The organism is Luteibacter sp. UNC138MFCol5.1, from assembly GCF_900110505.1.
GTDB lineage: Bacteria > Pseudomonadota > Gammaproteobacteria > Xanthomonadales > Rhodanobacteraceae > Luteibacter.
The window spans coordinates 618,949-645,603 of sequence record NZ_FODZ01000001.1 but is presented as its reverse complement, the minus strand read 5'-3'; the positions used below and the strand labels follow the sequence as shown (position 1 = coordinate 645,603).

Sequence of the window (26,655 nt, the reverse complement as noted above, 5' to 3'; positions counted from 1 at the left end):
CCGCCTTCGTTGGAGCGGACCTGGCCGCGATTGGACGTCGCGACCACCTTCCACGAAAAGCATCGCGCCCAGGTGCGCTCCAACCTGCCTCCGTTGGAGCGGACCTGGCCGCGATCGGCGTCGCGACCACCTTCCAGGAAAGCATCGCGCCCGGGTGCGCGCCGGCGGGCCTCCGCAACCCTGCGCTACCATTGCCCGGACGGGGTTTGGGGGTAACGAATGACGGAATCGCAACGCGGCATGCTGGCCTGCGTCGGCCTTGGCATGACGCTGGGCTCGCATCTGACGCCGCTGGCGCGGAGCCACATCGCATCGGCCGACGTCGTGTTCGTCGGCGTGTCCGACGGTGTCGTGGAAGCCTGGGTGCGGCGGATGCACGCCGACGTTCGCAGCCTGCAGCCGCTCTATGCCGAGGGAAAGCCGCGCGGCGAAACCTATCGTGAGATGGCGGACGTCATGCTCGCGGAGGTTCGTGCCGGACGACGCGTCTGCGGGGTGTTCTACGGGCATCCTGGGGTGTTCGCCCAGGCGCCGCACGATGCGATCGCGCGGGCACGCGCCGAGGGTTTCGATGCACTGATGGAGCCGGGCGTCTCGTCGGAGGATTGCCTGTACGCGGACCTCGGCCTCGACCCGGGTCGCGTCGGGTGCCAGCACTACGGGGCCACCCAGTTCATGCTCCACCGCCGGGTCGTCGACACCGCGGCCTGGCTGATCCTGTGGCAGGTCGGGCTGACCGGGGATCTCGGCGAAGGGCGTTTCGACACGGACCCGCGCCGTCTGGGGATCCTCGTGGACGTGCTCGCACGCGACTACCCGCGGGACCACCGGGCGATCGTCTACCGGGCCCCCACCCTGCCCTTCGAACGGCCGCGGATCGAGCACATTCCGCTTTCCGCCCTGCCCGGGACGCCGCTCGGGATGGCGGAGACCCTGGCCATCCCGCCGTGCCGTGTACTCGCGTCCGATCCCGACATCCGCGCGCGCCTGGCGGCCATCGACGGCCCAGGGTGACCCCTTCACTGCGAGCGGAGGCAAGGCGCGCTATGATCGGAAAGCGCGCGGGCCGCAGGGGGCGGTCGGCGCACCCAAAGGGGAATGCCATGTCGAACGTCATCGATTTTCTGGAGCGCATGGGCGCGGACGCCAGTCTGCGCACGGCCACTCCGGACCACCTTGCCCGCGAGCTCGCCGATGCGGCCGTCGAAGACGACGCCGCGCAGGCGATCGTTTCCGGTGATGCCCTCGCGCTGCGTCACAGCATCGCGCCGGGTGTCTTCTACGCCATCCTGATGGAAGACGAACCCGAGGAGCAGCAGGACCAGGAGGACGACGAAGAGGCGTCCGTGCGCCTGCGTCGCCATACCGCCTGATCTTCCGCCGTGAAACGCCGTCTCCGTTTCGCGTGCAACCTCCGGCTTGCGATCGTATCGCTGGCGGGCGCGTTGTTCGTGAGTGCGGCGGCGGCGCAGGTCGCGCCGGGGGAAGACGCGTCGGCGACGCTCGCCGGCGCGGACGCGACGAAGACATCGGCCCATGCCGCCTTCGCGGCGACGATCGAGCGACTTGGCCGGGGCGCCGCCAGCCTGACTCCTGCCCAACGCGCGCACCTCCAATACCTGCAGTCGTGGCAGGCCACGTACGCTGGCAACTATGAAGAAGCGGTACCCCTGCTCGAAGCCGTGATCGGCGGATCGCCCGACAAGACGCTGCGTTTCCGTGCGACGGCGACGCTGGTGAACATCCTCGGCAACGGCCACCGTTACCGAGAAGCGTTTTCGCGGCTCACCGACCTGATCGACACGCTACCGGACATCGTCGATCCGCAGGCGCGCTACCAGGGACTGGCGGAAGCGGCGCAGATGCTCACCGCCGCGGGGCAGTACGACCTCGCCGCCGAATACGCGGACCGGACCATCCAGGAAACGCCGTCGGGTGAAAACGCCTGCAAGCGGTCGTTCATTAAGATGCATGCCCTGTATCGCGGCAAGCGCGTCGATGGCGACGATCCGCGATTTGCGAAGGGGATCGCCGAGTGCACGGCGGTCGGCGAATCGCTCGTGGCGAATGCACTGCGCGCGGACATCGCCGATAGCGCGCTGGCGCGAGGCAGGCCGGCCGTCGCGATCGCGACGCTTGAACCGCACTACCAGCAGATCCTCGGCATCCAGTACTCGATCCTCACCTCCCAGGTCGAGTCGCTGCTTGGCCAGGCGCATCGCGAGGTCGGGCATCTCGACATCGCCGAGAAATACGCGCGCGCCGCAGTCGCCAGTTCGTCGTCCGGCGAGTATTCCGAGCCACTCGCGGTGGCCCTGCGCACGCTGTACCTCGTGGCGAAGCAACGCGGCGATTTCGAGGCTGCGACGCAATGGCTCGAGCGCTACATGCAGGCGGACAAGGGCTATCTCGACGACGTGACCGCGCGCGCACTGGCCTATGAGTCGGTGAAGCAGCAGGTCGCCTCGAGCCGCATGGAGACCGACGCCCTCGACCGGCAGAACCAGATCCTGCACCTGCAACGCGAAGTCGATCGCCGTTCGATGGAGAGCAGCCGGCTCTATATCGTACTGTTGCTCATGATCGTGGCCGCCATCGCGCTCTGGCTCGTCCGCACCAAGCGCGCGCAGGTCCGCTTCATGCGGCTTGCGCGTCGCGACAGCCTGACCGGCATCAGCAACCGCCAGCACTTCGTCGAACGCGCGGGGCAGGCCCTGGCATCCGCCCGCAAGGCAGGAAGGCCGTCGTGCCTGATCCTCTTCGATCTCGATCACTTCAAGCTGATCAACGACACGTTCGGCCACGCCGAAGGCGACTGGGTGCTCCTGCGCGTCGTCGCCGAATGCCGCGACCATCTCCTTGGGGAGGACGTCTTCGGGCGTCTGGGTGGCGAGGAGTTCGCGATCCTTCTGCCCGGGGCCGATGAATCGGCGGGCATGCGCCGCGCCGAACTGATTCGCGCCGCGATCGCCGTGCCGCCCGCGGGGTCGCCGTCGAGCGCGCGCGTCACGGCGAGCTTCGGTGTCGCGTGCACCGCGCGCCTGGGACACGATCTCGATCGCCTCCTGGTCGTCGCCGACGACGCCCTCTATCGCGGCAAGGACGAGGGGCGCGACCGCGTGATCCTGGCGACCCTGAACGAAACGCAGATCCCGTCACGCGCGCCTGCGATCGGCCGGCCGGTGCCGACGATCCGGGTGGCAAGCCCCTGAGCATGCGAAAGAAAGCGCACGCCGGCGAACGGCGTGCGCTTCGATCATCGGAACACCCGATCAATCGGTTTCAGGACGTTACAGGCAGCCCATCAGGCCGTCGTAAACCGACCGGTTGGTCATCGGCAGCTTGGCGTTGAGCGGATCGTCGCCTTCCATGACCTGGTAGAACGACTCGACCGGCGTGTCCTTCGCCAGAAGGAGCTTGCACTTGAAGAGCTTCGCCGTGGTCTGCACCGCGCCGGATTTGGCATTGACGGAAGCGGTGCTTCCCGAGAACAGCCAGAGGCACTGCTTCATGGTGCCCTTGGTGGTGTCGACCGAGCAGCGCAGCTGCATCGGGCGGACGTTGGGGTATTCGCCTTCGCAGAACGTGTCGCCACAGATCTTGTCGAAGCCGGCACCGAGTTTGACCTCGGCGTTGAAGAAGCGATCCATGCCCGCTTCGGAGGCCGGCCAGTCGATCGCGTCGACGTAACGCGGCGCGGTCGGCGCCGTCTGCGCGAACGCGGCGGCGGGAATCACGAACAGGACGGCGGCAAGGGTCTTTCGGAACATCGCGGTGTCTCCTTCGTTGGTGAAGCACCTATGAGACGTTTTCGCGCGATGGACGTATGTCCATCGCGGCCCATGTGAATCCGTAGCGCACCCGACCGGGCAGACGTAGGAGCGCGCCTTCCCCGCCGCTACAACCAGGTGCCGTAACGACGGATGTAGATCGTCTTCACCACCTGCGTCAGCACGCAGTAGCTGACCAGCGTGAGCGCGAGCCAGGCGAAGTAGATGCCCGGCAGCGGATGCATGCCGATACGCGCGCCCAGGCCCGAATAGGGGATCAGCACGCCGATCACCATGATCGCGCCCGTCAGCGCGAGCACCGGTGCGGACGCCATGCTGCGCAGGAACGGGACGCGCCGCGTGCGGATCATGTGCACGACCAGCGTCTGCGAGAGCAGGCCCTCGATGAACCAGCCGGACTGGAACAGCGACTGGTGCGCGACGTCGGTCGCGCCGAAGTAGTGCCACATGAGCCAGAAGGTGGTGATGTCGAACACCGAGCTCACCGGGCCGATCCACACCATGAAGCGGCCGATGTCGCCCGCGTCCCACTTGCGCGGCTCGCGCAGGTATTCCTCGTCCATGCGATCGAACGGAATCGACAGCTGCGAGAGGTCGTACAGCAGGTTCTGCACGAGGATCTGCAGCGGAAGCATCGGCAGGAACGGCAGGAACGCGCTCGCCACCAGCACGCTGAACACGTTGCCGAAGTTCGAGCTGGCCGTCATCTTGATGTACTTCATGATGTTGCCGAACGTGACGCGGCCTTCCACCACGCCCTCCTCCAGCACCATCAGGTTCTTCTCGAGCAGGATGATGTCCGCCGACTCCTTGGCGATGTCCGTCGCCGTGTCGACCGAAATACCGACGTCGGCCTCGCGCAGCGCCGGCGCGTCGTTGATGCCGTCGCCGAGGAAGCCGACGGTGTGCCCGCGGCGCTGCAGCGACTTCACGACGCGCGCCTTCTGCACCGGCGACATCTTCGCGAAGACGGTCGTGGTCTCGACCATGGCGTCGAGCGCGTCGTCGTCGAGCTGTTCGATGTCGCGCCCCTGCGCGGACGAGGCGACGTCGAGGCCCACTTCGGCGCAGATCTTCCGGGTGACGGCCTCGTTGTCGCCGGTGATGACCTTCACCGCGACGCCGTGGTGGTGGAGCGCGCGGATGGCCGTGGCCGCCGAATCCTTCGGCGGGTCGAGGAAGGCGAGGCATCCGACGGCCGTGAGGCCCGCCTCGTCGGCGACACCATACGCACGGTCGGCCGCCGCGTCGCGACGGATCGCGACGATCAGCACGCGCAGGCCGTCGTCGTTGAGGCGACGGGTCATCGCGCGGATCTCCGCGCGCTTCTCGTCGGTCATCGGCTCGACGACATCGCCGGTGCGCGCCTCCGTGCAGATCGCGAGCATTTCCTCCACCGCGCCCTTGCAGACCAGCAGCTGCTCGCCCTGCCCGTCGGTCACCACCACCGACATGCGGCGTCGCTGGAAGTCGAACGGGATCTCGTCGACGATGCGGAAGCGCCCCGCCATGGGCTCGAGGTCGCGATGCGCGAGCACGGCCTTGTCCATCAGGTTGCGCAGGCCTGTCTGGAAGCGGCTGTTGAGGTAGCCGTAGTCGAGCGCTTCGTCCGAGTCGCCGCCGGCGAGGTCGACGTGCCGCTCGAGCACGATCTTGTCCAGCGTCAGCGTGCCGGTCTTGTCCGTGCACAGCACGTCCATCGCGCCGAAGTTCTGGATCGCGTTCAGGCGCTTCACCACCACCTTGCGCTTCGACATGGCGATGGCGCCCTTGCCGAGGTTGGCGGTGACGATGAGCGGCAGCATCTCGGGCGTCAGGCCCACCGCGACGGAGAGGCCGAACATGAAGGCCTGCAGCCAGTCGTGCTTGTCGAAGCCGTTGATCACGAAGACGATCGGGACCATCACCGCCATGAAGCGGATCAGCAGCCAGCTCACCGACGAGATGCCGCGATCGAAGCTGGTCTGCACGCGCTCGCCCGACAACGTGTGCGCGAGCGACCCGAGATAGGTGCGCGCGCCGGTGGCGAGCACCACGGCGGTCGCGGTACCCGACACCACGTTGGTGCCCATGTAGCAGACCGTCGGCAGGTCGAGCGGGCCCGATGACGCGTCCGCGGTCGCGGCGCCGTTCGGCGCGACCTTCTCCACCGGAATCGACTCGCCGGTGAGGATCGCCTGGCTGATGAAGAGGTCCTTCGCCGCGAGCAGGCGCAGATCGGCGGGCACCATGTCGCCGGCGCCGAGATGGACGATGTCGCCCGCGACGAGCTCTTCGACGGGTACTTCGATGCGCTCCGCATGGCCGTCATCGGCGCGGCGCGTCACCGTCGCCGTGTTGCGCACCATCGCCTTGAGCTTCTCCGCGGCGCGCGACGAACGGAATTCCTGGGTGAAGGAAAGCAGCACGCTGATCCCGACCATCACCGCGATGATGGTAGGTCCCGTGAGATCGTCCGGCTCGGTGACCAGCTGCACGACCGCGAGCACCAGCAACACGATGATGAAGGGGTTGCGGAAGGCGTGCAGCAGCTGGATCGACCAGTGCGGCGGCTTCTCGTGGCCCACTTCGTTGATGCCGTCGCGATCCAGGCGCTCGGCGATGGCGGCCTCGTCGAGGCCGTCCGGACGCGTGTCCAGCGCACGCAGGAGTTCGTCCGCGGGACGGTAGGCGTCCGCGCTGGCGATGGCGTAGGTACGGGCGGCGACGGCCGCCTGCGAGGTGTGGGTCTTCATGGCTCGCTACCTTTCCGGACGGCGGTCCGGACAGGCGCGAGCGCCCCGCGGCTAGCTGCCGAAGGCGGGCGCGCCGGCGGGAAGCCGACGTTCGGTATCGCTATGCAAAGGGACGGCGGACGGCTCGGGCCGCGCCGTACTGTCTATGTCGCAGTTCATGGCTGCTGGAGTTTGCCATCGACCGGTTTCGCCGGGCTTTCGGCACCTTCGAGCGAACGCGGCACGGTGATCGTGCGCTTGGCCGGCACGGCGGCCGTGGCGCGGCGACGGGCGAGTGCGAAGGCGAGACGGCGGCCGAACATGCGCGGCCCGGTCTTTTCGATCTGGAGATTCATGGCTCGATCCTCGGATAACGGAAGCTCGCAGCTTCCGACGAGGAGAGCCGGACTTTCCCTAGTGGAGGAAAGCGCCGGCCGACCGGGTGCGGTCGCCGCGGGCGATGAGTTTTGCCAGCGCCGGGACCCGATGCGTGCGGGAGCCGGCGCGTCGACTAGGGTAGACGTCCATATGCCTGAATAAGGTAAGGAGGGTGCCACCGGGCGAAATGCCGCCGGGTAGCCGGGGAATTGTCGCGCCGCAACGCGGGCCGGTCAAGGCCCGCGAACGGTCAGCGCGGCCGTACCGGGCGATACTCGCCACGCTCGCCGAACTTCGGGCCCCTGGCCTCGACGTTCGCGCAGAGACGACCCTCGCAGAGCATGACATCGGCGGTATTGATCACCCGCATCAGGTCGGCCTGCACGCGGTTCTGACGGATCTCGTCGACGTAGTGCGCACCCAGCATCCAGGTGGCCACGCCGAGCGTGACGAGGCTCGCGCCGGCGACGCCCACGACCTTCCACACGAGGTGCCGATGCAGGCGCTCGAGCCGGGCCAGCTGCGCGGCCACGCCGTTCGCGGCGGCGGCCGCCGCCGTGGACGCTTCGGCGAGGCGCACCTCGTACCCCGAGGCGAGGTCCCCGACCGTCGCCGAGAGCTGCTCGACGACGCGACCGGGCACCGTCCTCAGCACGTCGTCCGCCGAGCGCCGCACCACGCCGGGCACCGTACCGGCGAGGTCGTCCAGCACGCGCTGCGTGGCCTCGAACCGCTGCTGCGTCTCGGCGGCCTGCCGCCGGAACTGCTCCATCAACGCGGCCGTCTTGTCGGCCAGCGCATTCATCCGTTGCTCTTCCATGGTGTCTCTCCTGTCGTGATCAGCGCGAACGTCCGCGCGACATCTGCTGGGTCTGCTGCTGGCTCATCACCTCGATCCACTGCTGCTGTTCGGCGAGTTGCCGTTCCTGCGCCGCGAGCTGTTCCTGGTGGTCCACCTGCATCACCGCGCGCTCGCGGAAGGCCTCCGCGACGGGCGACGAGGCCATGGCGCGCACGTCGTCGCCGAACGCACTCCAGTCCCCGCGTGCCGCCGCATCCAGCATGCGGTCCAGCCGTGCCTCGAAGGGGCTGACCGGGCGGGCGGGTTCCGTCGGCGCCGGCGCGTCGCGCGTGGAGTCGCGCGCGGTGACGGGTGCACGGTCGGCGTCGATCGCCGCAGCTTCCGGCGGCCCGAACCGGTCCCACCCCCGCTCCCGCCACATCGCCATGTACTGCGAGGCGATCGCCTCGGGCGTGCGCGACGCGTTCGCCGCCACGATCGCCTGCGCCGCCGCGTCGAGCGACGCGGCGCGTTCCGGCGAGGCCGCTTCTCGGTGCATGCGTGGCAGCCCGTGCTCGAGGTAACCCACGGTCACGTCGCGTGACCACGCACCCGTGACGGCGTTGCGTTGCCATGGCGCCTCACGCAGGCTCGGCGTGTCGCGGGCGTCCGCCGGCAGCGTGTGCGGATCGCGCGGTGGCTCCGGATGCGCGAGGGCGAGCTGTACCTGCACGCCCGCGGCGCGGTAGTCGAGTTCGTTCGCGATATCCGGCGTGGCCCGGAACGTCTCGGTGCGGTAGGCCGGCGAGCCGTGCCCGACACCGGCCAGGCGCGGCGCGTCGGGGTCGACGCGCGAGACGCTGCGCGTCCACCCGCGTTCCGGATGCGCCGCATCCATCCGCCAGTGGTGGCCTTCGCGATCCATCTGATGGAACGCGCGGGCGTCGTCGATGGCACGCGCCACCGCCTCGCCCGACGCCGCCCCGACGACCGCGCCCGCCGCTCCGGCCACCCACGCGCCCGGGCCGGTACCCGCGCCGAGCGTCGCCGCCGTCTTCGCGCCAAGCACCGCGCCGCCCCACGCACCGAGGTGACGGCCGCCGAAGTGCAGCAACGCCGAGTCCGCACCCATGGCATTGGCGCCCGCATCCAGCGCTTCGACCTCTCGTGCCGTCGCGACGGTGTCCAGCGCGAGCCCCCAATGCCCTAGCGCGCCCAGCACCCGTCCGCCGGACATGGGAGCGCGACCCGCGGCGTGCGAGAACACGGCATCGCCCTGGGTCGGCGCATTCGTCGTCGCCAGGGGATAGAAGCGCACGTCGTCCGCGAACACGCCATCGCGAGTCATCCGCCGCCAGGCCTCCAGCGGCGACCGGTAATGCCCGTGTCCCTGACGCGACGCATGCCACTGCGTCCACCGGTGCCCGAGCTCCGCCACCTCGTCGAGCGGACGCCGGATCACGTCGTCCACGGGGCGCCCGAACAGCGTGTTCTTCGCCGCGTCGTAGCCATACCCGAGATCCACCATGCGACGGAACTCCGCCGCCGCGATCGGCCGGCCGCTGTACAGCGTCACCGCCTGGATCGCGGACCACTCCATCGCCTTGAACTGCGCCGCCGCATCCGCCGTGAACCGACGCGGATCGCCGACGATGTCCCGCACCGCGTAACCGTTGAACACCGTCGACGGACTCCGCAGCAGCGTCGGTAACTCGTGCCGCGCATACCCGCGCCCCGGATCCGCGCCATCGACGAAGCCGATGATGGGCAACCCGCTACGGATGGCGTTCTCCATGAAGGGAGCGCTGCCGTAGTTCCAGAGGGTGTCGATGAGGGCGTCGGTTGCGTCGCCGTAGGCTGGCTGGACACCGACGACGTGCAGAAAATCCTGCATCTTGTCGATGGCAACAGATATTTCCGGATCCTTGGATGCATCGATGACAAGGCGACCCCATGCTGTCTCACCGATCATGCCCGCGCGCCTTGCGGACCCCTTGACGTGCAACTGCGCCGCGTAGCTGTTTGCTTTGCCTTGTCTGTCGCGACCCGAGAATGCCACGTACCTCACCCCCGGTGGCAGCGATGCGGGGAAGAGGGCTAGCTTTCGTGATGCCAACCCGGCGAGACTCTCACCAGCCCGAGCACCTGAACCATCGTTCAGCGCGTAACAAATCAGCCGCTCCATTTTGGATTCGTCGATGATCGACCCGCCCTCGACGTTCGTCGCTGATTGGAAGGTGGTTCTAATCGCATCGGCATAGGTATTTTTCATAGCCGGCCCCGCATAGCCCCGTCCACGTATTCGCAAAGAAGGTATCCGTCCGTGGAAAGATCGAGACCAGTCGGCATGGGGACGTCGAACGCGGCTACAGCCTCTTCCTTTACGACGACTACGCACTCCCTTTTAGTCGTAGCATCACGCGCGCTTCCGTAAAGGAGGGCCAACCCCTCTGCGAGATGTCGGAAGTAATCGAACAGCTCCAGATCCGGAGCAATTTCCGCGCGGTGACAGCATGCTTGCTCGAGTTCGTGCTCGTCCAAGACGAATCTGAAACGGTAACCGGCCGCATCCTGGAACGATACGGATCCGGAAAAACCAAACAGCGCGACGACGTCCGTATCCCGCCGGACGTAAATCTCGAACAGCGTTGCCGACCCATCACCCCCAAGCGGCTCCGTACGACCGCGACTAAAGCTCACTCCCCTCTGCAAGTCATGCGCAGAGGAGTCGATCAGTACAAAGCTCATATCCGTTGATACTTCCATTTTTTCAGTGAAACCTCGAACCGAGAGACGCGCCTATCGCGACCTCGGCGTTTACCCACACATACGTCGTTGCCCACACGACCCGCACCGCAGAACTCTTGAGCTCCGTTAATGGACTGCGAAGCAACGTCGGCAACTCACGCTTCCCATCCCTTACTTAGACGTTCCCGGGTAACGTTGCGGCGCCGCGAACCCAGAGGCCGTCGTCGAGAGCACCGGAAGCGGAACGCGTCCGAATACCGACTAGCCATCTTGCACACCCCCGGCCTCATCCACGAATGTCGCCAACACGTAGCTGTCATCCAATAGCGGCACCCCCGTCGGCTCCGCCATACCAACCGCTACGAACGCATCCTTTCGCACCGCCACCGTGCACTCAGTTCCGGCCCTTCCTCCGCCACGGTTTCCGAGAGTGATCGCCACTCCTTCGCAGATGTACGTCAGGTATTCAAAGGGCGTCAGGTCGGGCGCCATCTCTTTCTTGATGTCCATCAGGAACTCCAGCTCAACCGGAGTCACGATGGCCTTGTGGCGATAGCCGAATGGCTGCTCGAAGGTTATCGATCCGTCGAGGACAAGCATCGTCACGAATGCCTCCCCGCGCCACACGTTGACCTGAAACTCCGTCCGATCGTTGCCCATGGGCTCGATGCGTCCGGGAGAGAACTCGATGTTGCGTTGCGGATCGTATGCCAATCCGCCCTTCAGAACGAAACCCATCTGTACTTCCTCACTTCATCCAATGAATGACCTGCAAAGGTCTCCGATGCTGCGACCTACCTTCCAGAGCGACCTATTGCGATGGATGCCGCTTGTGGACTGCAGGTTGTTTCCCGCCACCCCATTCCGCACGTTCGCCAAGAGCGTCGCATCCGATCGAATCCAGAGAGAGTGTCGACGAGGACACTGGAGGCGGGTCCGAGCGAAACGTCGTGCGGACCGCGTTCGAATTCCAATTAGTCACCTCGCACACTCCAGGCGTCGTCCGAGTACGCCGCCAACGTGTAGCTTCCCTCCGCTACAGGCATGTCCAGAGGCACTGCGATACCAGAGGTTGCGAACGCATCCTCCCGCACCGCAACGGTGCATTCCGTTTTAGTCCTTGCTCCGCCACGGTTTCCAAACGCAAGGGCCACACCCTCGCAGACGTGCATCAGGTATTTGAACGGTTCCAGATCGCGAGCTATGTCGTCCCGAAAATACATCGCATGCTCCAGTTCATCCGGCGTCACGACGACCCTGTAGCGATAACCGAACGACTCCTCGAAGGTGACCGATCCGGAAAAAGCGAGCAGCGTCACGAATGCGTCCTCACACCGCACGTGAACCTGAAGCTCCACCGACGTACGGTCATTGCCCATGGGCTCGATACGGCCAGGAACAAAGTCGATATTCCGTTGCGAGTCGTGCGCCGCTCGACCCTTCAAGATAAAACCCATCTATGTCTCCTCACTTCATCCGATCAACGGATCCATCGAACAGGCCCGTCAGTCCCACCACATACCGGGATTCGCGGCGCGTGCCAGCACGTAGCCGCCGGGCGGTTCGTCGTCGTGCGGTGCGGGCAGGCCGCAAAGGTCGAGGACGTCGCAGGTTACGGTGACGACGCATTCGGTCGCGTCGCGGTCGAGACCGGGCGCGCGATATGCGGCGGCGGTGCCGGTGGCGAGGTAGCGCAGGAACGCCGGTGCATCAAGGTCGGGCGCGACGATGTCTCGCGTCAGCAGGTTCGCGTGCAGGCTTTCGAGGTCGAGGCGATGGACGTGGCGGCGGATGGAACCCCTCGTCTCCGACACGTCGCATGCGAAGCCCCAGGCGGCGAGGGGCTGTCCGCGCCGGGTGACGTGGACTTCGATGCGGGTCGACGCGATGTCGCTCGTGGCGGGCACGACCCTCCCGCGGTGGACGAGGATGTCGCGCGCCGGGTCGTACGCGCGTCGCGGCATGGGAATGAAACTCATGCGATCTCCTTGCCTGGACGCGATGCCGCGCCCTTCCATGAATCACCGGCGCGCGCGCCCGGCGGGCCTCGCTACGCGTGCCCGTGTGCTCCCCACACCGGCATGGATGCGGAGACTACACGAGCGCCGCGAGGCGCGTATGAGAATGATCGCCCTTGCATTTTCCAGCGTTCAGCAAACTACGCCGTGACAGCGGTGGCGACTTTGGGCTGCGCGTCAGTCGACCTCGACGGGTACCGGCACGGTGTCCACCAGCCCGGCTTCGTACTCGCGCGCTTCCTCCAGCAGCCAGTCGCGCACCCGTGTCACGCCGGCGTGCGCCTCGGAGCGTTTCGGGTAGACGAGGTAATACGCTTCCGCGACGCGGAGGCGCTCCTTGCACAACACGGTCAGCGCGCCGCATTCGATCAGCGAGCGCGCCATGACCAGTCGGCCGAGGGCGACGCCGAGTCCTTCGAGCACCGCGCGTTGCAGATGTTCGGTGTTGTCGAAGCGCGCGACGTAGCGCGACGGCAACGGCATGCCGAACGCTTCGGCCCAGTCGTTCCAGCGGCCGGAGGGATCGCCGAGCAACGGCCACCCGTCGAGCGACGTCGTGGGCAGGCCGCCCATGCGGCGAACGAGCGACGGGCTCGCGATCGGGACGATGTATTCGTCGAACAGACGCTCGGCCTTCGTGCGCGGCCACGAGCCGAGGCCGTAACGGAACGCCACGTCGACATTCGGCTCGCGGTCGAAATCGACCACCGACACCGACGAGTGCAGGCTGAGTTCGATTTCAGGATGCTTGCCGACCAGGCGCGGCAGGCGAGGGACCAGCCAGCTCGATGCGACGGAAGGAAGCACGCTCAGCGTGACCGCGTCGTGGTGCCGTCCTTCGAAACGCCCCAGCGCGTGCTCGATGCCTTCGAAGTGATGCCCGATGGCTTCCAGCAGATGCGCGCCGTCCGCGGTCAGCGTGACCCCGCGCGGCCCGCGGTCGAAGAGCGTGCGGCCAAGTCGCTCCTCCAGGTTGCGGATCTGGTGGCTGAGCGCGCTGACGGTGAGGTTGAGCTGCTCCGCCGCGCGCGACAGCTTCCCCGTGCGGGCGACCAGGACGAACCCCTGAAGCAGACCGAGTGGCAGGCGGGACATGTGAATAATCCTCAAGGCCGGGTTGCAAACATATCGCTTTCTGCGCCCCCGCGGAAAGTGCACCCTTTAGCCCACGTTGAATCGCAGGCCCTTGCGACACGTCACCCGAGGGAGGTTGCCATGGCATCGATTTTCACCGGTCTTGCGTTCATGCACGGCCACATCGTCGATCGTGAACTGGTCCTTCGCCTTGGTCGCGACGAGGCCCCGCGCCCGCGCGAACGCTCGCCGCAGGCGGCGCCCCGCCCCGTCCAGGAACCGGCAGCCGTGGTGCCTTCGCGAACGGCCTGCGCCACCTGCTGACGGACACGCGGCCTGAACTTCGTTTGCGTCATGATGGATGTTTTCCACCCCATCGGAGATGACGCATGACCCTTCGACCACTTGGCCGTTCGCCGCTGAAGGTGGCTCCCCTCGCGTTCGGCGGCAACGTGTTCGGCTGGAGCGTCGACGAGGCCCGCTCGTTCGATCTGCTCGACGCGTTCGTCGACCACGGGTTCAACCTCATCGACACCGCCGACGTCTACGAAGCCTGGGTGCCCGGCAACGAAGGCGGTGAATCGGAAACCATCATCGGCAACTGGCTGGCGCGCAGCGGCAAGCGCGACAAGGTCGTGATCGCGACCAAGGTGGGCAAGTGGGCCAGGTATCCGGGTCTGTCGCCGGTGAACATCCATGAGGCCGTGGACGATTCGCTGCGTCGCCTGAAGACCGACTACATCGATCTCTACCAGTCGCACGAGGACGACCCGAAGGTACCGCTCGAAGAGACGCTCCGCGCGTTCGACGACCTGGTGAAGGCGGGCAAGGTGCGCGTCGTCGGCTCGTCCAACTATTCGGCGGAACGCCTGAGCGATGCGCTGAAGACGAGTCGTGAGAAGGACCTCGCGCGTTACGAGACCAACCAGCCCGAATACAACCTCATGGACCGCAAGGGCTTCGAGGACGGCCTGCAGAAGCTCTGCGTCGACGAGGACGTCGGCGTGATCAGCTACTACTCGCTCGCCAGCGGCTTCCTGAGCGGCAAGTACCGCGGCGAGGCCGATCTGGAAAAGAGTTCCGCGCGCGCGGCGAAGGTGAAGGCGTATCTCAACGAGCGCGGCTATCGCGTGCTGCGGGCCCTCGACGAGGTATCCGAAGCCCATGGCGCCACGCCTGCCCAGGTCGCCCTCGCCTGGGTGATGGCGCAGCCGGCGACCGCGGCGGCCATCGCCAGCGCGACGACGGTGGCGCAGCTGGACGAACTGGCGAAGGCGGCATCGCTGTCGCTCGGCGAGGCGGAGCTGGCGAAGCTGAAGGCGGCCGGGGACGAGTGATCCCCGCCGGTTCGTGGGAAGCGCGCCGGTGCACGACCGGGCGCTCGCGGCGAGCACCCTTCGCGCGCGAGCGCGCTTCCCACAGGCCGATACTCAGCGGGCGGCGTTCAGGGTATCGAGCGCGGCGTTGAGCGTCGGGCTCGGACGCATGGCCGCGCTGACCAGCGCCATGTCCGGGTGGTAGTAGCCCTTGATCTCGACCGGCTTGCCCTGCGCGGCGATGAGTTCCGCGTTGATCGTCGCTTCGTTCTCCGCGAGCGCCCTGGCCACGCCCGCGAACTTCGCCTTCAGCTCGGCGTCGTCGTCCTGCGCGGCGAGTGCTTCGGCCCAGTACAGCGCCAGGTAATAGTGGCTGCCGCGGTTGTCGATCTCGCCGACCTTGCGCGCGGGCGACTTGTTGCTGTCGAGGAAGCGGCCGTTCGCCTGGTCGAGCGTCTTCGCGAGCACACGCGCGTGGGCGTTGTCGTAGCGCTCGGCGAGGTGCTCAAGCGACGCGGCGAGCGCGAGGAACTCGCCCAGCGAATCCCAGCGCAGGTAACCCTCTTCCACGAACTGCTGCACGTGCTTCGGCGCGGAACCGCCGGCACCGGTTTCGAACAGACCGCCACCGGCCATCAGCGGCACGATGGAAAGCATCTTCGCCGAGGTGCCGAGTTCCATGATCGGGAACAGGTCGGTGAGGTAGTCGCGCAGCACGTTGCCGGTGACCGAGATCGTGTCCTCACCCTTGCGGATGCGATCGAGGGAGAACTTCGTCGCGTCGACCGGCGCCAGCACGCGGATGTCGAGGCCGCTGGTGTCGTGGTCCTTCAGGTAACGCTCGACCTTCGCGATCACCTGCGCGTCGTGCGCGCGCTTCGCGTCGAGCCAGAACACGGCCGGCGTCGACGACAGGCGCGCACGCTGCACCGCGAGCTTCACCCAGTCCTGGATCGGCGCGTCCTTGGTCTGGCACATGCGCCAGATGTCGCCCTGCTCCACCGCGTGCTCGAACACCACGGAACCGTCGTCGGCGAGCACGCGCACGGTGCCGTCGGCCGGGATCTGGAAGGTCTTGTCGTGCGAGCCGTATTCCTCGGCCTTCTGCGCCATCAGGCCGACGTTCGGCACGCTGCCCATCCTCGCGGGATCGAACGCGCCGTGCGCGATGCAGTCCTCGATCACGGCCTGGTACACGCCCGCGTACGAGCGATCGGGAATCACGGCCTTGGCATCCTGCAGCTTGCCTTCGGCGTTCCACATGCCGCCCGAGTCGCGAATCATCGCCGGCATCGAGGCGTCGACGATGACGTCGCTCGGCACGTGCAGGTTCGTGATGCCCTTGTCCGAATTGACCATCGCCAGCGCCGGGCGCTGCGCGTATTCCGCGGTGAGGTCGGCTTCGATGGCGGCACGCGTGTCCGCATCAAGCTTGCCCAGGCGCGCGTACAGATCGCCGATGCCGTTGTTGGCGTCGAAACCGACCTTCGCGAGCGCATCGGCGTGCTTCGCGAGCACGTCCTTGTAGAACTCGCGCACCACGATGCCGAACATGATGGGGTCGGAGACCTTCATCATCGTGGCCTTCAGGTGCAGCGAGAACAGCACGCCCTTCGCCTTCGCGTCGGCGATCTGCGCATCGATGAACGTCGCCAGCGCCTTGCGGCTCATCACCGCCGCGTCGACGATCTCGCCCGCCTTCACGGCGACCTTTTCCTTCAGCACCTTCGTGGCGCCGTCCTTGCCGGTGAACTCGATGCGCAGGCTGCCGGCCTTCTCGATCGTGGCGGACTTCTCGCTGCCGTAGAAATCGCCGCCGTCCATGTGCGCGACGTGCGACTTGGAATCGGACGACCACTTGCCCATGCGGTGCGGATGCTTGCGGGCGTAGTTCTTCACCGAGAGCGGAGCGCGACGGTCGGAGTTGCCTTCGCGCAGCACCGGGTTCACGGCGCTGCCCATCGCCTTGCCGTAGCGGGCGTTCGTTTCCTTCTCGGCGTCGGTCGCCGGGGCGTCGACGTAATCCGGAAGATCGTAGCCCTGCGACTGCAGTTCGGCGATCGCGGCTTTCATCTGCGGCACGGAGGCGCTGATGTTCGGCAGCTTGATGATGTTGGCTTCCGGCGTGGTGGCGAGCTCACCGAGTTCCGCCAGGTGGTCGCCGATCTTCTGGGCGTCGGTCAGGCGATCGGGGAACTGCGCGAGGATGCGGCCGGCGAGCGAGATGTCGCGCGTCTCCACGGCCACGCCCGCGGTACCCGCGAACGCTTCGACGATCGGCAGGAAGGAGGCGGTCGCGAGGAACGGCGCTTCGTCGGTGAGCGTGTAGATGATCTTGGGGGAGCTGGACATGATCGATCGAGCCTTATGCTTGAGTGGGCCAGGTCATGGAGCCGGCCGGCGCAGGCCTCGTGGGGCGCACCGGCGAGCGGAAACCCGCCCATTGTGGCGCGGAACGCGGCGGAGGGGGAAGCGAGCAGCCGGCACAGACCTTTTTCCGGTCCGGCACGAACCGGGACCGGCGCACGGCCTTTCGCCGATGCGATCGGCGATTCAGGCACGCGAAGCGCGCAGCGCGCGGCGCTCCTTGCGGCGCGCCTTGCGGGCCTTCCAGCGCTCGGAGAGGCAGGCGAAGATCACGTACAGGGCCGGCGTGGAGAGCAGCGTCAGGCTCTGCGAGATCACGAGCCCGCCGATCATGGCGATACCCAGCGGACGGCGCAGTTCCGAACCCTCGCCCAGGCCGATGGCCAGCGGGGCGGCGGCGAGGATGGCCACCATGGTGGTCATCATGATCGGCCGGAAGCGGACGAGGCACGCCTCGCGGATGGCCCCGCGGTAATCGAGGCCATGCTCGCGCTGCGCCACGAGGGCGAAGTCGATCATCATGATGGCGTTCTTCTTCACGATGCCGATCAGCAGCACCAGCGCGATCATCGCGATGACGGAAAGCTCCGTGTTCGTGATCACCAGCGCCGCGAGTGCACCCACGCCGGCGGCCGGCAGCGTCGAGAGGATCGTCACCGGATGGATCAGGCTCTCGTAGAGCATGCCCATCAGCAGGTAGACCGTGACGATCGCGGCGAGGATCAGCAGGGGCATGTCGCTCTGCGATTGCTGGAAGCGCCCGAAGTCGCTGCCGGCGTCGAGGCGGATGTCGCCTGGCAGGCGCATGCCGCTGATCGTTTTCTGGATGATCTCCATCGCCTCGCCCATGCTGACGTTCGGCGCGAGGTTGAAGCTGATGCCCATGCTCGTGTACTGGTCCTCGTGCACGATCTGGCTCGGCGCCAGCCCGGGCACCTGGCGGGTCACCGCGGTCATCGGCACCATCGCGCCGGAGCGCGAACGGATGTAGAGCTGGTTGAGCGATTCGGGCGTCGCCGCCATCTGCGGCAGCGCGTTGACGATCACCCGGTACTGATTGATGTCCGAGTAGATCGTGGACACGGCGCGCTGACCGAAGGCGTTGTAGAGCGCGCCGTCGATGTCGCCGACGGCGACGCCGAGACGGGCCGCGGTATCGCGATCGATGACGATGTTCTGGCGCAGGCCCTGCGCGTCGATGTCGCTGCCGACGTCGCGCAGCATGGGGTTCTTCTTCAGCGCGTCGACCAGCTTCGGCACCCACGCCTGTAGCTCGGCGAGGTCGTCGCCCTTGAGCGACACCGAGTACTGTCCGCCCTGCGTGTTGCCGCCGCCACCGCCGGTGGGAAGATCCTGGATCGGACGCAGGCGGAGGTTGAGGTCGGGATACTTGTTGGCTTTGGCCGACAGCCGGTCCAGCACTTCGAACGTCGTTTCCTTGCGTCCCTCGGCGCGCGTCTTCAGTTCGATGTTGAAGAAGCCGCTGGAGCCGGTGCGGCTGGTGCCGAGGCGCGAGCCGACGGCTTCCACCGCGGGATCGGCCAGCAGCATCTCTGTGAGGCGCGCCTGGCGCGTCTTCATCTCCCCGAACGACACCGTGGAGCTGGACGTCGCGCGCGCGCCGATCAGGCCGGTGTCCTGCGGCGGGAAGAAGCCGCCCTTGACCATGCCGAACAGCACGAATGTGACCGCGACGAGCACCAGCGGCGTGAGCGCCATGAGCAACGCGTGCCGCAGGGTCCAGTCGAGTGCGACGCGGTACAGGCCGAGCAGGCGCTCGTGACCGCGCTCCAGCGCGCGGCCGAGGCGCGACTCGGGCTTGTCGTCCTTGTGTGCGGTGAGGAAGTGCGCGCAGAGCGACGGCGTCAGCGTGAGCGACACGAGGGCAGACACGACGATCGCCGCGACCAGCGTCACCGTGAATTCCTTGAAGAACATGCCGATGATGCCCGGCGCCAGCAGCAGCGGCACGAACACGGCGATCAGCGAGCCGGTGATCGAGACGATGGTGAAGCCGATCTCCCGCGCGCCCAGGAGCGCGGCCTCGAAGCGGGGAATACCCTCGTCCATGTGCCGGATCACGTTCTCGATCACCACGATCGCGTCGTCGACGACGAAGCCGATGGCGATGACCAGCGCGAGCAGCGTGAGGTTGTTCAGTGTGTACCCGAACGCGTACATCACCATGAACGCGCCGGCGAGCGACATCGGCACCGCGAGACCCGCGATCAACGTCGGCGCCAGACGGCGCAGGAACAGCGCCATCGTCATGATCACCATGGCGAGGCTGATCAGGAGCGTGGCCTGCACCTCGTGCAGCGAGGCGCGGATGGTGGGCGTGCCGTCGAAAAACGAATGCAGCTGCACGCCGGCGGGCAGCCAGGTCTGCATCACGGGCATGAGCGTCTTGACCCGGTCGACCGTCTCGATGACGTTCGCGTCGGCCTTCTTGTAGACGTACATCAGGATGCCGGGCCGGCCGTTGAACCAGGCCGCCTGGTAGGCGTCCTGCTGACCGTCGTACACCTTGGCGATGTCGGAGAGGCGAATGGGCACGCCGTCCTTCACGCCGATGATGAGATCCGCGAACTCGGACGCCTTGTGCAGCGAGTCGGTGGCGGTGACGGCCATCGTCGTCTGGCCGTCGGTGAGGAAGCCCTGCGGCGAGGTCACGTTGGCGGCCGTCAGCGCGTTGCGCAGCTGGTCCGGCGACAGGCCCATCGAATTGAGGGCGCGGAGGTTCACGTCGACGCGGATCGCCGGCGTGGCGCTGCCGGCGATCTCCACGGTGGAGATGCCTTCCTGCTGACGCAGCCGCTGCGCGAGGATCGAATCCGCGATGTTGTAGAGGGTGGTGGGCGCCACCGAGTCCGACGTGAGGGCCAGCACGATGATCGGGTCGTCGTTCGGGTTGGCCTTCGTGTACGACGGCGCGCTGAGCAGGCCGCTGGGCAGGTCGGGCTGCGCGGCGTTGATCGCCGACTGCACGTCGCGCGCCGCGGCGTCGATGTTCACGCCATTCTGGAAGAACAGCAGCACGAACGTGCTGCCCTCCGAGCTGTTCGAACGCATCGACTCGACACCGGGCACCTGGCCCAGGTGGCGCTCCAGCGGCGCGGCGACCGTGGAGGCCATCGTGCTGGCGTCCGCGCCCGACTGCTGGGCCTGCACGAAGATCGCCGGGAACTGGATGTTCGGCAGCGCGGCCACGCCGAGCAGCGAGTAGCAGATGATGCCGATCACGAAAATGCCGATCGCCAGCAGCGACGTACCGATGGGGCGGCGGATGAACGGACCGGAGATATTCATCGAATGCGGGGACTTAGGTGAGCGCGGCGGCGCGCGGGCATCCCATCCCTAACGCGCCAGCCGGAAAAAGGTTTCGCCGGGCGGTGGGCCGCCCGGCGAATGAGGGTCGAGATGCGGTTGTGTAGCGGGGGCCCCATCAGCTCGCGACGTGGGGTTCGCCGCCGTGGGCCAGCGCGCGTCGTCGCTTGCGCTCGGCCAGCCAGTCGGAGAACCGTTCCATGTACAGATAGATCACCGGCGTGGTGTAGAGGGTGACCAGCTGGGAGAGCAGCAGGCCGCCGACGATCGAGACACCCAGCGGCTTGCGCAGCTCGGAACCGATGCCGTTGCCCAGCGCCAGCGGCAGCGCGCCGAGCAACGCGGCCGCCGTCGTCATCATGATCGGGCGGAAGCGCAGCAGGCAGGCGCGGCGGATCGCGTCGGTCGCGTTGAGGCCGGTGCGCTTCGCCTCGATGGCGAAGTCGATCATCATGATCGCGTTCTTCTTCACGATGCCGATCAGCAGCACGATACCGACGATGCCGTCCACCGACAGGCTCATGCCGCACATCAGCAGGGCCAGCAGCGCACCGACGCCGGCGGGCGGCAGCGTGGAGATGATCGTCAGCGGGTGGATGTAGCTCTCGTAGAGCACGCCCAGCACGATGTAGATCACGATGATGGACGCGAGCAGCAGAAGCACCTCGTCGCCGACCGACGACGAGAACTCCGCCGCCTTGCCGATGAACTGGCCGCGCACCTGCGGCGGGAAGGCGAGTTCCTTCTCCACTTCGTGGATGGCGTCCACCGCCGACGAGAGCGAGTACCCCGGCGCCAGGTTGAACGAGATGGTGACCGCGGGCAGCTGCTGCAGATGGCTGACGACCAGCGGCGCGCTCGTGACTTCCGCGCTGGCGAGCGCCGCGAGCGGGATCGTGCCGCCCGCGCCCACCTGGAAGCCGACGTTGCCGGTGTTGCCGATGCCCGCTGGCGTCGCCGAGTTGCTCGATGCGAGCTGGCCGAAGCTGGTGGCGTTCGAACCGGTCAGGGCGCCGTTGCCATTGCCGCGCACGGTGAGCTTGTTGAGCAGGTCGGTGCTGGTGCGGTATTCCGGCGACACCTCCAGCACGACGCGGTACTGGTTGAGCTGCGTGAAGATCGTCGAGATCTGCCGCTGGCCGTAGGCGTCGTAGAGGGTGTCGTCGATCGTCTGCACGGGCACGCCGAGACGGCTCGCGCTGTCGCGATCGATGGTGAGCTTGAGCGCGTTGCCCTTGTCGGCGAGGTTGCTGTCCACATCGGCGAGTTCGGGACGCTTGCGCAGCGCCGTCGTCATCTGCTGCGCGAACCCGGCCAGCTCCGCCGAGTTCACGTCGGACAGCGAGTACTGGTACTCGGTCGCGGACACCTGGCTGTCGAGCGTCACGTCCTGCACCGGCTTCAGGTACAGCGCGACGCCGGCGATGCCCGAGACCGCCTTCTGCAGTCGCGGCAGCACGTCGTCGAGACCGTCGCGGTCGCCGCGATCCTTCAACACCAGCGAGATCTGGCCCTGGTTGAGCGTGGGGTTCACCGAGCCGGCACCGATGAACGCGGCCACGCCGGACACGGCGGGATCCTTCGCGAGCGCATCCGCGACGGCCTTCGTGCGCAGCTCCATCTGCGGGAACGCGACGTTCTGGTCGGCCTGCACGACGGCGGTGATGAGGCCCGTGTCCTGCTCGGGCAGCAGGCCCTTCGGGATCACGATGTACAGCACCACGGTCAACGCGACCGTGAGGGCGGCCACGACCATGGTCAGCGGACGATGGTCGAGCACCCAGTCGAGGCTGCGGCCGTAGCCCTCGACGATGCGCGACCAGGTGGTGTGCTTGCCCGCCGCGGCGGCGTGCTCGTGGGCGTCTTCGGCGTCCGGGAGCTCATCGGCCTTCAGCAGGTACGCGCACATCATCGGGGTGAGCGTCAGCGAGACCAGCATCGAGATCGCCACGGCGATCGTCAGCACCCATGCGAACTCGTGGAAGAGACGGCCGGTGACGCCAGGCATCAGCAGCAGCGGCAGGAACACGGCGATCAGCGACACGGTCAGCGACAGGACCGTGAAGCCGATCTCCTTCGCGCCGACCTCGGCCGCCGTTTTGGCGTCCTGGCCCTGCTCGATGTAGCGGACGATGTTCTCGATCATCACGATCGCGTCGTCGACGACGAAACCCGTCGCGACCGCCAGCGCCATCAGCGAGAGGTTGTCGAGCGACATGCCCGCGAAGGCCATCACGCCGAAGGTACCCATCAGCGACAGCGGCACGGCCACGGACGGGATCACCGTCGCCCAGAGGCGGCGCAGGAAGACGAAGATCACCGCGACGACGAGGCAGATCGTCAGGATGAGCGTGAACTGGACGTCCTCGACCGACGCGCGGATCGTGATCGTGCGATCGGAGAAGACCTCCAGCTTCACGTCGGCCGGCAGCACCTTCTGCAGGTCCGGGATCGTCTGCCGGATCTGCTGCACCGTCTGCACGATGTTCGCGCCGGGCTGGCGGCGGATGTCGAGCAGCACGGCGGGCTTGCCGTTCGCCCACGCGGCGAGCTGGTCGTTCTCGACGCCGTCGATCACGTTCGCCACGTCGGACAGGCGCACGGGTGCGCCGTTCTTGTAGCTGATGATCGTGCCCTTGTACTCGGCGGCGTCGGCGAGCTGGTCGTTCGTGCCGATGCTGTAGGACTGCGTCTTGCCGTTAAGCGTGCCCTTCGGCGCGTTGACGTTGGCCTGGGTGAGCGCGCTGCGCACGTCCTCCATCGTCAGGCCGAGGTTCGCCAGCTGGGCCGGATTCACCTGGATGCGCACGGCGGGACGCACGTTGCCGGCGATGGACACGAGGCCCACGCCCTGCACCTGCGAGAGCTTCTGCGAGAGGATCGAATCGGCGAAGTTGTTGACGTCACGCAGCGAACGGGTGTCCGACGTGAGCATCAGCGTCATGATCGGCGCGTCGGCCGGATTGACGCGGTTGTACACCGGCGGGTACGGCAGGTTGTTGGGCAGCGTGCCGCGCGCCTGGTTGATCGCCGCCTGCACGTCCTGCGCCGCGATGTCGATGTCGCGGTCCATGTTGAACTGCAGGATGATCGTCGACAGGCCCGCCGACGAGTCGGAGCTCATCGAGGCGAGGCCCGAGATCTGGCCGAAGTTGCGCTCCAGCGGCGTGGTGATCAGCGCCGCCATCGTGCTTGCGCTGGCGCCCGGGTATTGCGTGGTGACGACCAGGCTCGGCGCGTCGATCTCCGGCAATGCCGAGACGGGCAACTGCCGGTAGCCGAGGATGCCGAGCAGGAGCACCGCCACCATCAGGAGCGAGGTGGCGATCGGCCGGCGAATGAAGAGTGTCGAGAAACCCACAGTCTGATCCTGGTGTCTGGACCTCGCGGTCCGTGGGCGGCGCGCCCGTCACCGGGCACGCCGCGCGCTGTCAGCCCCGGCGTCCGCCCTGGCGACCCTGGCCCTTCTTGGCCTTCTGCAGTTCTTCGGCCGTCGGCGCGGCGGGCACCTGGCCCGGCGCCAGCGGCTGCACCTTCGAGCCCGGCTTCAGGCGGAACTGGCCTTCCGTGACCACCTTCTCGCCGAGCTTCAGGCCCTTGCCGATCATCACGTGGCTGTCGCCCACCTCGCTGGCGGTCTCCACCGGCGTCATCTTGACCGTGTTGTCGCCCTGCACGAGGTAGACGTAATCGCCGTCCGGTCCGCGCTGCACCGCCTGCGCCGGCACCACGAGGCCGCCCTTGACGGTGCGCACCTGCAGGCGGGCATTCACGAACTGGCCCGGCCACAACTCGGTGTTCGCGTTGTCGAAGATCGCGCGCAGGCGGAACGTGCCGGTCGTGGTGTCGATGGTGTTGTCGATCACCTCGAGCTTGCCCGTCGAGACCACGTGCGAATCGATGCGGTCCAGCGCGTCGACGGTCAGCGGCGTGCCGACGTCCTCGCGGATCGACGTGCGGACGAGGTCGAGGTTCTTCTCGGGCAGGTTGAACGAAACGTAGATCGGGTGGACCTCGGTCAGCGTGACGATCGAATCGGTGGTGGACACGATGTTGCCCACGTCGACGGCGCGGATGCCGGCGAGACCGTCGATCGGCGCGACGACCTTGGTGAAGCCCAGCTGCACCTGCGAGGCGCGGATCGACGCCTGGTCGGCGACGACCGTGGCGTTGGCCTGGTCGAGCGTGTTCTTGAGGTTGTCCAGATCCTGCTTGGAGACGTACTGCTGGCCGCCCTTGCTGACGAGGTTCTGCGAACGCTCGAGGTTGTTCTTGGCGGTGGCCGCGAGGGCCTGGTCCTGGCGCAGCTTGGCCTGGGCCTGGTCGTACTGGGACTGGATGGTGCGCGGATCGATCTCGGCGATGACGTCGCCCGCCTTCACTTCCTGGCCTTCCTGGAAGTTCAGCTTCATGAGCTGGCCGCCCACCTGGGGACGCACCACGACCGAGTTACGCGCCTGGGCGGTACCGGTCGCCGTGAGGTACACCGGGACGTCCTGAGCGACGACCGGAACGACCGTGACCGGCACCGGCGGCTGGTCGGCCCCCTGACCGTCGCCATTCGCCTTGCCTCCCTGCGCGTTCGCGTCGCCATGGTTGCCCAGGCGGGGAACGACGAATATGCCGGCGATCACCAGAACCACGATGACGCCCAGCGCGATCTTCCAAAAACGCGACATGTAAAACTCCCAGATGAATAACCGGACGGGTTACCAGTTCCGACCGCGGCGCCTTGCACCACCCGGGGTTATACCCGGTTCCGGTGAACATTCGACGGCGCCAATATAGGTTTAGGGGAACGGCATTGAACAATGCCGGTTGACAGGGGTACAGCATGACTGACGGCATGTATCGGCGCATCCCGACCGCGGCCGTGACGGACTCCTGAATCGTCCGGAGGTTCCGCTATACTCGGGAAGTTCGACGCCGCGAAGCGGCCGGAAGGCAGCCGGATCCCGGGGAGGGGGCCGGCACACCCCAATCCAGTGGAGTCAATGCGTGAGCGGTTCTCCGAGCAAGTCCGACCAGAACTTCATGCGTCAGTTCTCGTGGCTGACCGCCGGCCTCAGCGTCCTGGCCGTCGTCCTGATGGTGATCGCCTATACCATCTACAGCAACATCCCCAAGGAACAGGATCCGGCGGTCGCGAAGCGCACCGAGGCCCGGATCGCCCCCGTCGGCGCCGTCTATGCCGGCGACACGGGCCGCGCGGCCATGCTCGCCGCGCAGGAAGCCGCCGCCAAGGCCGCTGCCTCGCAGGTCGCCTACGGCGGCAGCACCGACGGCAAGACGATCTACGACAACCTCTGCCACAGCTGCCACACCGCCGGCGTCGCCGGCGCGCCGAAGCTGGCGGACAAGAGTGCCTGGGGAAGCCGCATCGCCCAAGGCCTCGCCACCCTCACCAAGCACGCGATCGAGGGCTATACCGGCCCCGACGGCAACCACATGCCCGCCAAGGGCGGCAACCCGTCGCTGACCGACGAACAGGTCGGCAACACGGTCAAGTGGATGGTCGATCAGGCGAAGTAAGCGCGATGCGCTCCGCCGCCCACCCGGCGGCGAACCGGCGCAAGGCCGGAAAGAATTCGGCGAACGTCCCGCGCAACGCTTCGGCGTCCGCCAGCAGCACGGGCACACCGTCCGCCACGGGGTTCGCTCGCGACAGCCGTCGCGAGATGCCGGCGAAGGCGCCTTCGATCCGGTCGAGTCGCGCATAGCCTGCCGGCAGGTCATGCATGTCCATGTAGGCGAGGAATCGCTTGAGTCCATCCGGCAGGATGGCTTCCGCGGCGCGCAGCTCGGCGCGCAGGCCGTTCGAGAACACGTCGAGCGGCGTGTCGCTCCACGACGGGAAGTCGTTGGCGAGCAGGTGATCGAACCACACGTCGAGCAGGATGCCCGCGTAGCGGCGGAAGGGCGGCTGCATGCGCTCCCGGGCCGCGCGCACCGCGGGATGACTGTCGGTGAATACGTCGATCGCCCGGTGCAGGTAAATGCCGTCACGGACCCGCGCCGGCAGCGCGAGGTCGGGGGTGCCGTGGACGAAGTCGCCCATGACCCCGCCCAGCCGCAGGGCCGGGTCGTCACCCGCCAGCAGGGCGTGCGCCAGCACGTTCACGGGGTGGCCTGGCCGCGAGG

General features: G+C 67.1%; 21 protein-coding genes. 6 read left to right on the top strand and 15 right to left on the bottom strand.

All coding sequences use genetic code 11. From position 1 onward, the window contains the following. The first annotated feature begins 240 nt into the window (after window positions 1-240). The 3 genes from BMY69_RS02755 to BMY69_RS02745 all read left to right on the top strand — a co-directional run bounded on the left by BMY69_RS02755 (window position 241) and on the right by BMY69_RS02745 (window position 3,212). Complete coding sequence (locus BMY69_RS02755; RefSeq protein ID WP_090175256.1) at window positions 241-1,014, top strand: SAM-dependent methyltransferase; 774 nt, start codon at window positions 241-243, stop codon at window positions 1,012-1,014. Between the two features lie 89 nt (window positions 1,015-1,103). After that, window positions 1,104-1,373, top strand: coding sequence for a hypothetical protein (locus tag BMY69_RS02750; protein ID WP_090055972.1), 270 nt, complete (start codon window positions 1,104-1,106; stop codon window positions 1,371-1,373). 9 nt (window positions 1,374-1,382) lie between these two features. Continuing rightward, window positions 1,383-3,212, top strand: coding sequence for a GGDEF domain-containing protein (locus BMY69_RS02745; RefSeq protein ID WP_090175255.1), 1,830 nt, complete (start codon window positions 1,383-1,385; stop codon window positions 3,210-3,212). Between the two features lie 78 nt (window positions 3,213-3,290). On the opposite strand, the gene BMY69_RS02740 is transcribed toward BMY69_RS02745, so the two are convergent. The 10 genes from BMY69_RS02740 to BMY69_RS02695 all read right to left on the bottom strand — a co-directional run bounded on the left by BMY69_RS02740 (window position 3,291) and on the right by BMY69_RS02695 (window position 13,525). Beyond that, on the bottom strand, window positions 3,291-3,770 hold the full coding sequence (locus tag BMY69_RS02740; RefSeq protein WP_090175254.1) for a hypothetical protein: 480 nt from the start codon (window positions 3,768-3,770) through the stop codon (window positions 3,291-3,293). 128 nt (window positions 3,771-3,898) lie between these two features. Beyond that, window positions 3,899-6,526, bottom strand: a complete 2,628-nt coding sequence (gene mgtA / locus BMY69_RS02735) for a magnesium-translocating P-type ATPase (RefSeq protein ID WP_090175253.1) — start codon at window positions 6,524-6,526, stop codon at window positions 3,899-3,901. Window positions 6,527-6,681: 155 nt separating this feature from the next. Continuing rightward, entirely contained in the window at window positions 6,682-6,861 is a 180-nt protein-coding gene (locus BMY69_RS02730; protein WP_090055963.1) for a hypothetical protein, read from the bottom strand. Between the two features lie 272 nt (window positions 6,862-7,133). Continuing rightward, entirely contained in the window at window positions 7,134-7,703 is a 570-nt protein-coding gene (locus BMY69_RS02725) for a relaxation protein (RefSeq protein WP_143070371.1), read from the bottom strand. A gap of 19 nt (window positions 7,704-7,722) precedes the next feature. After that, window positions 7,723-9,636 (bottom strand): hypothetical protein, encoded by a 1,914-nt coding sequence (locus BMY69_RS02720; RefSeq protein ID WP_143070370.1) that lies wholly within the window; start codon window positions 9,634-9,636, stop codon window positions 7,723-7,725. A 296-nt stretch (window positions 9,637-9,932) separates the two neighbouring features. Further along, window positions 9,933-10,412, bottom strand: a complete 480-nt coding sequence (locus tag BMY69_RS02715; RefSeq protein ID WP_090175250.1) for a hypothetical protein — start codon at window positions 10,410-10,412, stop codon at window positions 9,933-9,935. Window positions 10,413-10,673: 261 nt separating this feature from the next. Beyond that, on the bottom strand, window positions 10,674-11,150 hold the full coding sequence (locus BMY69_RS02710; RefSeq protein ID WP_090175249.1) for a hypothetical protein: 477 nt from the start codon (window positions 11,148-11,150) through the stop codon (window positions 10,674-10,676). A gap of 236 nt (window positions 11,151-11,386) precedes the next feature. Continuing rightward, entirely contained in the window at window positions 11,387-11,869 is a 483-nt protein-coding gene (locus BMY69_RS02705) for a hypothetical protein (protein WP_090175248.1), read from the bottom strand. Between the two features lie 48 nt (window positions 11,870-11,917). Continuing rightward, entirely contained in the window at window positions 11,918-12,391 is a 474-nt protein-coding gene (locus BMY69_RS02700) for a hypothetical protein (RefSeq protein WP_090175247.1), read from the bottom strand. A 216-nt stretch (window positions 12,392-12,607) separates the two neighbouring features. Continuing rightward, window positions 12,608-13,525, bottom strand: coding sequence for a LysR substrate-binding domain-containing protein (locus BMY69_RS02695; protein ID WP_090175246.1), 918 nt, complete (start codon window positions 13,523-13,525; stop codon window positions 12,608-12,610). 120 nt (window positions 13,526-13,645) lie between these two features. Between BMY69_RS02695 and BMY69_RS02690 the strand changes: the two genes are divergently transcribed. Continuing rightward, window positions 13,646-13,828: a hypothetical protein gene (locus BMY69_RS02690; protein WP_090058523.1), complete on the top strand. Its 183-nt coding sequence runs from the start codon at window positions 13,646-13,648 to the stop codon at window positions 13,826-13,828. Between the two features lie 65 nt (window positions 13,829-13,893). Then, on the top strand, window positions 13,894-14,841 hold the full coding sequence (locus tag BMY69_RS02685; protein WP_090175245.1) for an aldo/keto reductase: 948 nt from the start codon (window positions 13,894-13,896) through the stop codon (window positions 14,839-14,841). 93 nt (window positions 14,842-14,934) lie between these two features. Here the strand turns inward: BMY69_RS02685 and BMY69_RS02680 are convergent, their stop codons facing one another. From BMY69_RS02680 to BMY69_RS02665, 4 genes are all read right to left on the bottom strand, one after another. Next, entirely contained in the window at window positions 14,935-17,172 is a 2,238-nt protein-coding gene (locus tag BMY69_RS02680) for an NADP-dependent isocitrate dehydrogenase (protein WP_090175244.1), read from the bottom strand. A gap of 201 nt (window positions 17,173-17,373) precedes the next feature. After that, complete coding sequence (locus BMY69_RS02675) at window positions 17,374-20,496, bottom strand: efflux RND transporter permease subunit (RefSeq protein WP_090175243.1); 3,123 nt, start codon at window positions 20,494-20,496, stop codon at window positions 17,374-17,376. Window positions 20,497-20,632: 136 nt separating this feature from the next. Next, window positions 20,633-23,875, bottom strand: coding sequence for an efflux RND transporter permease subunit (locus BMY69_RS02670; RefSeq protein WP_090175242.1), 3,243 nt, complete (start codon window positions 23,873-23,875; stop codon window positions 20,633-20,635). Window positions 23,876-23,945: 70 nt separating this feature from the next. Beyond that, complete coding sequence (locus tag BMY69_RS02665) at window positions 23,946-25,193, bottom strand: efflux RND transporter periplasmic adaptor subunit (RefSeq protein ID WP_090058536.1); 1,248 nt, start codon at window positions 25,191-25,193, stop codon at window positions 23,946-23,948. A gap of 355 nt (window positions 25,194-25,548) precedes the next feature. On the opposite strand from BMY69_RS02665, the gene BMY69_RS02660 reads away from it, so the two are divergent. Further along, on the top strand, window positions 25,549-26,046 hold the full coding sequence (locus BMY69_RS02660) for a c-type cytochrome (protein WP_090059034.1): 498 nt from the start codon (window positions 25,549-25,551) through the stop codon (window positions 26,044-26,046). On the opposite strand, the gene BMY69_RS02655 is transcribed toward BMY69_RS02660, so the two are convergent. Then, window positions 26,018-26,635: an acyl carrier protein phosphodiesterase gene (locus BMY69_RS02655; protein WP_090175241.1), complete on the bottom strand. Its 618-nt coding sequence runs from the start codon at window positions 26,633-26,635 to the stop codon at window positions 26,018-26,020. The genes BMY69_RS02660 and BMY69_RS02655 overlap by 29 nt on opposite strands. Window positions 26,636-26,655: the final 20 nt, after the last annotated feature.

Coding starts and splice junctions, on each gene's coding strand:
- BMY69_RS02755 (WP_090175256.1), top strand. CDS start 241: ATGCTGGCCTGCGTCGGCCTTGGCATGACGCTGGGCTCGCATCTGACG.
- BMY69_RS02750 (WP_090055972.1), top strand. CDS start 1,104: ATGTCGAACGTCATCGATTTTCTGGAGCGCATGGGCGCGGACGCCAGT.
- BMY69_RS02740 (WP_090175254.1), bottom strand. CDS start 3,770: ATGTTCCGAAAGACCCTTGCCGCCGTCCTGTTCGTGATTCCCGCCGCC.
- mgtA (WP_090175253.1), bottom strand. CDS start 6,526: ATGAAGACCCACACCTCGCAGGCGGCCGTCGCCGCCCGTACCTACGCC.
- BMY69_RS02730 (WP_090055963.1), bottom strand. CDS start 6,861: ATGAATCTCCAGATCGAAAAGACCGGGCCGCGCATGTTCGGCCGCCGT.
- BMY69_RS02725 (WP_143070371.1), bottom strand. CDS start 7,703: ATGGAAGAGCAACGGATGAATGCGCTGGCCGACAAGACGGCCGCGTTG.
- BMY69_RS02720 (WP_143070370.1), bottom strand. CDS start 9,636: ATGATCGGTGAGACAGCATGGGGTCGCCTTGTCATCGATGCATCCAAG.
- BMY69_RS02715 (WP_090175250.1), bottom strand. CDS start 10,412: ATGAGCTTTGTACTGATCGACTCCTCTGCGCATGACTTGCAGAGGGGA.
- BMY69_RS02710 (WP_090175249.1), bottom strand. CDS start 11,150: ATGGGTTTCGTTCTGAAGGGCGGATTGGCATACGATCCGCAACGCAAC.
- BMY69_RS02705 (WP_090175248.1), bottom strand. CDS start 11,869: ATGGGTTTTATCTTGAAGGGTCGAGCGGCGCACGACTCGCAACGGAAT.
- BMY69_RS02700 (WP_090175247.1), bottom strand. CDS start 12,391: ATGAGTTTCATTCCCATGCCGCGACGCGCGTACGACCCGGCGCGCGAC.
- BMY69_RS02695 (WP_090175246.1), bottom strand. CDS start 13,525: ATGTCCCGCCTGCCACTCGGTCTGCTTCAGGGGTTCGTCCTGGTCGCC.
- BMY69_RS02690 (WP_090058523.1), top strand. CDS start 13,646: ATGGCATCGATTTTCACCGGTCTTGCGTTCATGCACGGCCACATCGTC.
- BMY69_RS02685 (WP_090175245.1), top strand. CDS start 13,894: ATGACCCTTCGACCACTTGGCCGTTCGCCGCTGAAGGTGGCTCCCCTC.
- BMY69_RS02680 (WP_090175244.1), bottom strand. CDS start 17,172: ATGTCCAGCTCCCCCAAGATCATCTACACGCTCACCGACGAAGCGCCG.
- BMY69_RS02675 (WP_090175243.1), bottom strand. CDS start 20,496: ATGAATATCTCCGGTCCGTTCATCCGCCGCCCCATCGGTACGTCGCTG.
- BMY69_RS02665 (WP_090058536.1), bottom strand. CDS start 25,193: ATGTCGCGTTTTTGGAAGATCGCGCTGGGCGTCATCGTGGTTCTGGTG.
- BMY69_RS02660 (WP_090059034.1), top strand. CDS start 25,549: ATGCGTCAGTTCTCGTGGCTGACCGCCGGCCTCAGCGTCCTGGCCGTC.